Source organism: Actinosynnema sp. NPDC023658, from assembly GCF_040639995.1.
Classification (GTDB): domain Bacteria; phylum Actinomycetota; class Actinomycetes; order Mycobacteriales; family Pseudonocardiaceae; genus Actinosynnema.
In genome coordinates this window covers 1-7,242 of the sequence record NZ_JBFAAX010000061.1, presented here as the reverse complement: position 1 = coordinate 7,242, position 7,242 = coordinate 1, and the positions used below count along the sequence as shown (strand labels likewise).

The window sequence follows — 7,242 nt, the reverse complement described above, 5'->3', positions numbered from 1 at the left end:
TCGAACACCTCAGCCGCGACCATCCCGGCCTGCTCGACGTCTTCCAGGTCCAGGCTCTGCGGCAGGTGCTGGTCCAGAACTACTACGTGGACACCACGGGCCGCCTGCGGTGGCGTGAGGACGAGCAGGGCAGTGGTCTGCCGCCGTCGGCGCTCCGGATCGTCTCGCCCTACGACCCGACGGTGCGCTACGCGCGTCGTGGGCAGGTCACCCGCTGGCAGGGGTTCCTCGCGCACGTGACCGAGACCTGCTCCGGCGACAGCCCGAACGTGATCACCGACGTGGCAACCATGCCCGCCACCAGCTCCGACGCCTCGGTCCTGCCCGGCATCCACACCAGACTGCAACACCGCGGCCTGCGGCCCGACCGGCACCTGGTCGACGGCGGCTACACCTCCCTGGTCCACCTGGAGCGGGCCGAACGCGAACACCAGGTCACCGTCGTCGGACCGCTGCCTGCAAACCCCACCCACCAGCACCGCAAGGGCGAGGGCTTCGCCCGTGACGACTTCCGCATCGACTTCGACCGTCGCCAGGTCACCTGCCCACAAGGTCAGATCAGCAAGGGCTGGCACGGCCCCTATCCGACATCTTCGCCTACCGCGGCCCCGCTGATCGTGGCCCGCTTCACCAAGAGCCAGTGCCAACCCTGCCCGGTCCGGGCCCAGTGCACCACCTCCCGTGCTTCCGCGCGCAGCGTGGGCTTCCCTCCGAAAGAGCTGCTCGAACTGCACTGCGCAACCGCGCCGAACGACAGGAACCGGCCTGGCACAAGCGCTACGCGGTGCGTTCCGGCATCGAGGGGACCATTTTCGAGTTCACCCATGGTCATGGCATGCGCCGCTGCCGCTACCGAGGACAGAGCAAAACCCACCTACAGCACGTGCTCACCGCCATCGCGGTCAACATCGAACGCCTCAGCCGGCAACCTCCCGGCACAAGCGCGCCCCCACGACCACTGTGCTTCCCCTCGTAGCGTGGAGACCTGAACCAAGAGGGATGCGGCCGGCAGGATCAGTAGTACCGCAGGAGTGCGTCCTCGAGCTCGTCGGTGACCTCGACGTCCTCGGGCGCCCGGTAGTCGCGAGCACGGACGTGCTCGAGGAAATCTGGGTCGATCGGCAGACCGTGCGCGGCCAGGTGCCGAATCGAGTCGGTGCGCCAAACCCACACCCCGTCGGTCACCAACGACGAGCCGCTCTTGACCTTCGTGGCGCCGTCGACCAGGTCCACGGTCACGTCGAGCACGTCGAACGCCGGCGTGACCGCCCGCATGTAGTCGACGACCCGCGCGCGGTCCATGATCTCCACCGGCTGCTGCCGCACCGAAGGCAGCTCCGGCCTCGGCCGGGCGTAGGACTCGGCGTAGATGCCCACCGGGCGAAGCTCAACCACGAAATCCACCATCCATTTGCGCTCGGTCAACTTCCACTGTAGTTCGGCAGGAACCAGCGCCAGCCCTCGCCCGGCTCATGTCCGCGCACCCTGGCGATGGAGTCCGGCCTGCGGGCGACACCGACCGCGTCCACCGGGGCCATGACCGGTACGCCGAGCCGGTCCGCCACGTGCTGGGCCCAGCCCACGTCATTGCCGCTGTGGCAGGCCATCAGCCGGATCGGCTGGTTGGGGTCGCGGTGCGGGTTGTTCCTGATCGCCTCGACGATCTGCTCCGGGTGCGTGTTGTGCCCGTGCCCCGGGACCGGCCAGCCGTCGGACGAGCCGTGCACGACCACGTCGTGGTGTCCCTCGTTGCGGACGTTGTCGCGCACCCGCTGGGTCTCCGGGTCGTTGCCGATCGACATACGGTCGTCGCCGTAGACGACGCCCTGGTCGTTGGCGAGGTAGTTGTCGTAGTCCTGCCCGTCGCCCGACATGGAGTCCACGCCGTCGGGGGAGGAGCCGGGCGCGTCGGGGTCGCGGACGGTCGGGGCGTCGGGTCCGGCCCCGCCCGGTGTGGTGCCGGGACCGCCGTCGGCGCGGCGGCCGAGTTTGCCCAGCTTTTCCATGATTTCGCCGAGTTTGTCGAGGACTTTGCGGATGCGGGGGGTGATGTTGCCGATGGTCTTGACGAGTTTGCGGACGAGGTCGGCGATGCGGTTGCAGACGCGGGCGATGGTGGCGGTGGCTTGGGCGACGATGAGGGGGGTGGCCAGGCCGAGGGTGGCGACGGCTTCCAGTGCCCAGGTGATGAGTTTGCCGACGACTTCGGCGACGAGGTCGCGGATGAGTTCGCGGACGGCGGCGACGACCTCGCCCATGATCATCACACCGGTGCCGACGCCTTCGGCCAGTGAGCCGGCGCCGGCGATGGCGTCGGCGGTCTGCGCGGCGTGCCCGCGGTAGCCGTCGGCCGCCGCGCCCTGCCAGCCGGGTGCGTCCTGCGTGCCGAGCTCCTCGGCGATGCGGGTGATCTCGGCGGCGACGTTGGACCAGGTCTCGCTGAAGGAGCGGATGACCGGCGGGTCGCCGGCGAACCAATCCAGTGCCTCCTTCAAGGGCTGCACGTGTTCGATCAGCCACCCGACACCGTAGGAGGCGACGGTGCCGATGGGGTCGATGACCATCGACAGCACTTCGAGGCCGACGCCGACGCCGGCCAGTCCGGCCGCGACCCAGCTGCCGTCGGAGATGCCCTGCGCCAAGTCGTTGGCGGATTCGGCGATGCCGATGCCGGTGACCGCGGTCGTGTCGCTCTGCGGGGCGGCGATCAGGGGGTTGTTCATGTGTTCATCCCGTCGAAGCGCGCCGACTCGCCGGACTCTTGGTCGTCGTAGTCACGGGAGGTCTCGCGCAGCTTCGCCGCGTTATCCGACACCGTCTCCGCCGCCTTGGCAAGCGCCTGCACGCCCATGTCCTCGAACGGCTGCAGCAGCATCGCGAACGGTTGGCACACCACGCCGTAGGCGGAGTCGTTCATCGTCACAGTCCGCGCCGCGTCGGCGGCCGTGCGCAGCCGGTCGGCCAGGCCTTCCACCCGACCGGCCAACGCCCCGATCTCCCCGGTCACCGCCTCGTAGCCGGTCATCGCGTCACCTCAGGTAGCTCTCGTCGGTGAAGTCACCGTCATCACCGGGCCGACGCGGCGGCGCCGGCGGTCGCGCGTCCGGCTCGGGCCGGGGGAAGTTCCGCTCGGCGACGGCGACGATGTGCTGCCCGGAGGGGGTCGGGCCCACCGTCTCCCCGACGATCCGCGCCAACTCGGCCGGATAACCGGCCTGGGCCTTGCCCATCGCCTCCATCACGGCCGCGGTGATCTGCTCCGGCCGCAACCGGCTCACCCCGTCGGTCATGGTCACCGCGCTGGGGATGCCGTTCGGGCCGACGGTCACGCTCACCGCCCCGTTCGCGGCCGAGGCGGTGATGGAGATCCGCTCGACCTCCTGCCGCATCGACTCGTACCGCGCCGCCTTCTCCTCGGCATTGCGCTCCCAGTCGTCCACCAAGCGCTGCACATTGGCCAACGGATCGGTCATCGGCTCCCCCTCCGGTGACGCAGAGATCGGACCAAGCTACTGCGCCCGAGACGACGCACCGGACCGATTCGCTCCCAAGATGACCGGATCGGCCCAACCAGTTGGCCCAGATCGGTGTACCAGCCGCCACGTCCGTCTCTTGCGGTGAGCAGGCAGCGAGCGCGCTTGCGGGCTCTGGTCACTTGATTCGCGCACAGGCGTTCGACGCCCGCAGCGGTCGACAAGGGCCCGTCGTGGGAGGACGATGGGAGGAAATTGGGAGAAGTCAAGATGGGACAACAGGATCGAGCTGCGCTCAAGTGCATTCAACGGTGCCGTCGTGACCTGCCGATTCGACGTTTTCTCAGGTCAGGTCATGATCCGATCCACCCTGGGGGTTAAGGGGTCGCAGGTTCAAATCCTGTCGTCCCAACGGTCTGAAGAAGCCCTGTGCTTGCCGAAAATATCGTCCGTGCAGGTCAGGTGGCGTGATAGTACTCAGCACCGCCTCGGTGGCGGGCGTCCGCTGCCGTGCTTTCTTAGGTGCTCGGCAACAGAGCGGCTGTCCGGCCGGACCTGTGAGCCGGCGTCGAGTAATGCCGCCTGCCGCCAAGTTTGCGAGCGGCGCTCATCTGGTATATGTGGCGCGTCGGTCTCGCCCCCGCGTTCGCCCGCCGCAGCGTCACGCAAGCCCCCATCGCCTGGATCCCCGTCGACAGCCCCGACTGCCGCCGCACGGTCACCCTCTACTGGGGCGCCGACAGCTACCTGTCGACCACCGTCCAGCTGATGCGCACCACGATCGCCAACTGGGACTGGACCACCGGGGAACCCCAAGCCAACCACTGACATCAGCGGTCGAGCCGGGTCAGGCGAGTTGGGTGATGGTGATGTCGGCTGGGCCGCTGGTGCCGGTGACGCCTTCGGGGGTGAAGCACTGGGCGGGTGTGGTGTTGAGCAGCGCCGCGGTCATCACGACGTCGGCGCCGGTGAACCGGCCGGCGGTCACGGTGCCCTGGTAGACCACGACGACTTCGTTGGTCGGGCGCAGCACGACCAGGCCGACCGCGGCCACGGTGGTGGTCTCGCCGGTGTTCCAGGTGATGGTCACGGTGATGGAGATGCCGCCGCCGAGGCAGGACACCAGGCCGTTGGCCACGATCGCGTACCCGCCGGAGGTGATGGTGGGCGATCCGGTGGACACGCAGGGGCCGTAGTTTGCGCTGGAGCTGATGGAGACGACCCTGGGCTGCGCGGTCACCCCCGGCTGGTAGGTGACGGCACCGCTGCCCACGCAGGACAGCAGCTCGGTGGCCGCCTGGGCCGCGGGCGCGGTGACCACGACCCCGGCCGCCACCAGCACCGCGACGACGGCGCCCGTCCAGGACCGCCGCACCGTCGACAACAGCCCTGCTCTCCGCGTCGTTCTCATCGAAGAACCCCCACGTCCGGGACTTGACTGGATCGCACTGTAATCCCGCGACGGCGTGCCGAACGGGTGAAAAGCGATGACACTCTCCATGGGCGTCCACCGGTGTGGAGCCGCACATTTCGTTGCTGCGGGATCACTGTGTCACCCGATACCGCGACCGACAGGTGCTCAGGCGGGTGCCACTGCCGACGGCGTGCCGCGCCGCCCGGCCACCAGCACGGGGGTGCCGACTCCAGGACTTCCTTCCCCCTCGACCGGGGCGTGCACCTCGACCCGGTCGAACCCCGCTGTCGTCAACCGATCGGCGACCTCGTCGGCGGTCCACGGCGCACCGCCGGTCAGCGCGAGTTGCCACGTTCGCACCGCGCGGCCCAAGTCGTCCTGCGCGGATCTTGCGACGGACGCCAACAGCCACCCGCCGGGACGCAGCGCCACGAGCAACCGGGGTAGCGCGACCTCGACGGCGGCGGCCGGGACGAACCTCGTCGGCAGCCACGCCAGGTCGTAGGCCTCCACGTCGACGAGCGTCGCCACGTCTTGACGGCGCAGGTGCACGCGGCCGGCGACTCCGTGCCGGTCCGCGGTGTGACTGGCGTGGGCCAGCGCTCGCGGCAGCACGTCCAGCCCGGTGACGTGCGCCGAGGGGAAGAGGGCTGCCAGACCGGCCGCCAGTTCTCCCACTCCGGTGCCGACGTCGAGGATCGCCGCCCCCGGGGAACGCAACCGGGCGGCGAGTCCTTCGAGTCCGCCGGCAGTGGCGGCGACGAGGGAGGCGCCCGAACCGGTCAGGCGTCCCACGGCGAGCATCACCTCATCCGGTTGTGCGGCCCAGTCCCGGGTGCCCGCGCTCGCCTGCACGGCTTGCCGGAGGAGGAGTTCGATGCCGGCCTGGACGACCGCGCCGTGGTCGGGGTTCCTGATCAGCCCCGCCTTCAGCCGCTGTCCGCCGTCACCGGGGTCGGTGAGGCCGGCTGCGGCGAGCACTCCCGCCAGCGGTTCGGGCAGGCGATCCCCCGTGTGGAGGACCGAAGCCGCCAGGGCCGCCAGGACCCACGCGGCGTCATGTGCCGATGTCAACGAAAGTGAGGTGTCTCCGCTCGGTGTCGTCACCCTGACACTGTCGAGCAAGGTGGCGGACAAGCGATTGAGTGGTGGGTACTCAATCAGGGGATGGCAGGGGAGGGATGCCCGCTCGATACTGTGGAGAGTGACGACGTGGCCCGTGCGAGGCCGTGACCAGGACGTCGACCGGGTGGTGGAAGCCCTCACCACTGGGACGGGCAGTGCTGTGCTGACCGGACCCGGGGGGATCGGCAAGACCCGGTTGGCGCGTGAGGTGGCGGACCGCGTGACCGCGAGCGGTTGGGACCTGACGTGGGTCGCGGCAACCGCGGCGTTGAGCGACATCCCGTTCGGGGCTTTCCTGCCGCACCTGGATTCCGGGCTCGACACGCCCGCGGACCTCCGCGAGCAGCTGCGCCTGTACCGGTTGATCCGCCACTTCACCGCGGGCACCGGCGGTGGGCGACTGCTGGTCGTCGACGACGCGCACGAGTTGGACCGGAGGTCGGTCGGACTGGTGCACCAGCTCGCGGTGGTCGGTCGGGTCCACCTCCTGCTCACGGTCAGGTCCGGTCGGTCGGCCGGTGCTGAGATCGCACCGCTCTGGCGTGACGGGTACGCCGAGCGGCTGGAACTCAGCCCGCTCGATCGCGCCGGAGTACGGAGCGTTCTGGAAGGCGCGCTGGCCGCGAAGGTGGACGAGCTGACCGTCCAGCGGATGCGCGAGTGGACCGGGGGCAACGCCCTCCACCTGCGGCAGTTGACCGAAGTGGGACTGGCCTCGGGAGCGCTGCGCCGGTCCGGGCCGGTGTGGACGTGGTCGGGGGCGCCCGCCGCGGGGGACCTCGGCGACGTGGTGGACGACAGGTTCGTCGCGACCTCCGAGTCCGAGCGGGTCGCGTTGGCCGCCTTGGCCATGGCGGAACCGCTGGACCAGGAAGTGCTCGAGGCGGTGGCCGACCGGCACGCCGTCGGTGACCTGCTGGGTTCGGAACTCGTCGTGCTCGACCAGAGCGGTTCACGACCCGCGCTCAGGCTCGCGCATCCGCTGTTCCGCAGGCCCGCCCTCGCCCTGTTGCCGGAGCGGGCCAGATCGGGACTGCGGCGCGCACTCGCGACCGCGTTGGCGGAGGAGGGGAAGCGCCATCCCGCCGCCGCCCTGCGCGCGATCACGCTGGAGTTGGACGCCGGAGACCACCCCGCGGACGAGAAGTGCCTCGACGCGGCCGACCAGGCGCTTCGACTGGGCGATCCGGTGTTGGCCGAGCGGTGCGCCCGGAACGCGGGCCCGTCCGC

At 69.9% G+C, this 7,242-nt stretch carries 9 protein-coding genes and 1 pseudogene; 4 read left to right on the top strand and 6 right to left on the bottom strand.

Translation table 11 applies throughout. The annotated features are described in order from the left end of the window. Positions 1-290: 290 nt before the first annotated feature. Together AB0G02_RS10675 and AB0G02_RS10670 are read left to right on the top strand one after the other, a co-directional pair. A pseudogene (locus AB0G02_RS10675) lies at positions 291-656 on the top strand (IS1182 family transposase); the annotation flags it as partial. Continuing rightward, complete coding sequence (locus AB0G02_RS10670) at positions 641-976, top strand: transposase (protein WP_360792397.1); 336 nt, start codon at positions 641-643, stop codon at positions 974-976. The pseudogene AB0G02_RS10675 and the gene AB0G02_RS10670, both read left to right, overlap by 16 nt. 38 nt (positions 977-1,014) lie before the next feature. Here AB0G02_RS10670 and AB0G02_RS10665 read toward each other — a convergent pair whose 3' ends face one another. From AB0G02_RS10665 to AB0G02_RS10650, 4 genes are read right to left on the bottom strand one after another with little or no spacing between them, the layout of a single operon-like run. Then, positions 1,015-1,395, bottom strand: a complete 381-nt coding sequence (locus AB0G02_RS10665) for a hypothetical protein (protein ID WP_360792366.1) — start codon at positions 1,393-1,395, stop codon at positions 1,015-1,017. 26 nt (positions 1,396-1,421) lie between these two features. Next, positions 1,422-2,723, bottom strand: a complete 1,302-nt coding sequence (locus AB0G02_RS10660) for a hypothetical protein (protein WP_360792364.1) — start codon at positions 2,721-2,723, stop codon at positions 1,422-1,424. Next, a complete protein-coding gene (locus tag AB0G02_RS10655) occupies positions 2,720-3,025 on the bottom strand; it encodes a type VII secretion target (RefSeq protein ID WP_360792362.1) in 306 nt (101 codons plus the stop codon). Before AB0G02_RS10655 ends, AB0G02_RS10660 begins: the two co-directional genes overlap by 4 nt. 4 nt (positions 3,026-3,029) lie before the next feature. After that, entirely contained in the window at positions 3,030-3,473 is a 444-nt protein-coding gene (locus AB0G02_RS10650) for a YbaB/EbfC family nucleoid-associated protein (protein ID WP_360792360.1), read from the bottom strand. Positions 3,474-4,091: 618 nt separating this feature from the next. Between AB0G02_RS10650 and AB0G02_RS10645 the strand changes: the two genes are divergently transcribed. Next, positions 4,092-4,301 carry a hypothetical protein gene (locus AB0G02_RS10645; RefSeq protein ID WP_360792358.1) on the top strand — a complete coding sequence of 70 codons (210 nt, stop codon included), beginning with the start codon at positions 4,092-4,094 and terminating at the stop codon, positions 4,299-4,301. A gap of 19 nt (positions 4,302-4,320) precedes the next feature. Here AB0G02_RS10645 and AB0G02_RS10640 read toward each other — a convergent pair whose 3' ends face one another. Both AB0G02_RS10640 and AB0G02_RS10635 read right to left on the bottom strand, forming a co-directional pair. After that, a complete protein-coding gene (locus AB0G02_RS10640; RefSeq protein WP_360792356.1) occupies positions 4,321-4,884 on the bottom strand; it encodes a hypothetical protein in 564 nt (187 codons plus the stop codon). 168 nt (positions 4,885-5,052) lie between these two features. Then, positions 5,053-5,961: a class I SAM-dependent methyltransferase gene (locus AB0G02_RS10635; RefSeq protein WP_360792354.1), complete on the bottom strand. Its 909-nt coding sequence runs from the start codon at positions 5,959-5,961 to the stop codon at positions 5,053-5,055. A gap of 130 nt (positions 5,962-6,091) precedes the next feature. Between AB0G02_RS10635 and AB0G02_RS10630 the strand changes: the two genes are divergently transcribed. After that, the coding region (locus AB0G02_RS10630; protein ID WP_360792353.1) for an ATP-binding protein at positions 6,092-7,242 on the top strand (1,151 nt) is incomplete at its 3' end.

Excerpts from the sequence above, each read along its gene's own strand:
- AB0G02_RS10660 (WP_360792364.1), bottom strand. The coding sequence starts at position 2,723 with ATGAACAACCCCCTGATCGCCGCCCCGCAGAGCGACACGACCGCGGTC.
- AB0G02_RS10655 (WP_360792362.1), bottom strand. The coding sequence starts at position 3,025 with ATGACCGGCTACGAGGCGGTGACCGGGGAGATCGGGGCGTTGGCCGGT.
- AB0G02_RS10650 (WP_360792360.1), bottom strand. The coding sequence starts at position 3,473 with ATGACCGATCCGTTGGCCAATGTGCAGCGCTTGGTGGACGACTGGGAG.
- AB0G02_RS10645 (WP_360792358.1), top strand. The coding sequence starts at position 4,092 with ATGTGGCGCGTCGGTCTCGCCCCCGCGTTCGCCCGCCGCAGCGTCACG.
- AB0G02_RS10640 (WP_360792356.1), bottom strand. The coding sequence starts at position 4,884 with ATGAGAACGACGCGGAGAGCAGGGCTGTTGTCGACGGTGCGGCGGTCC.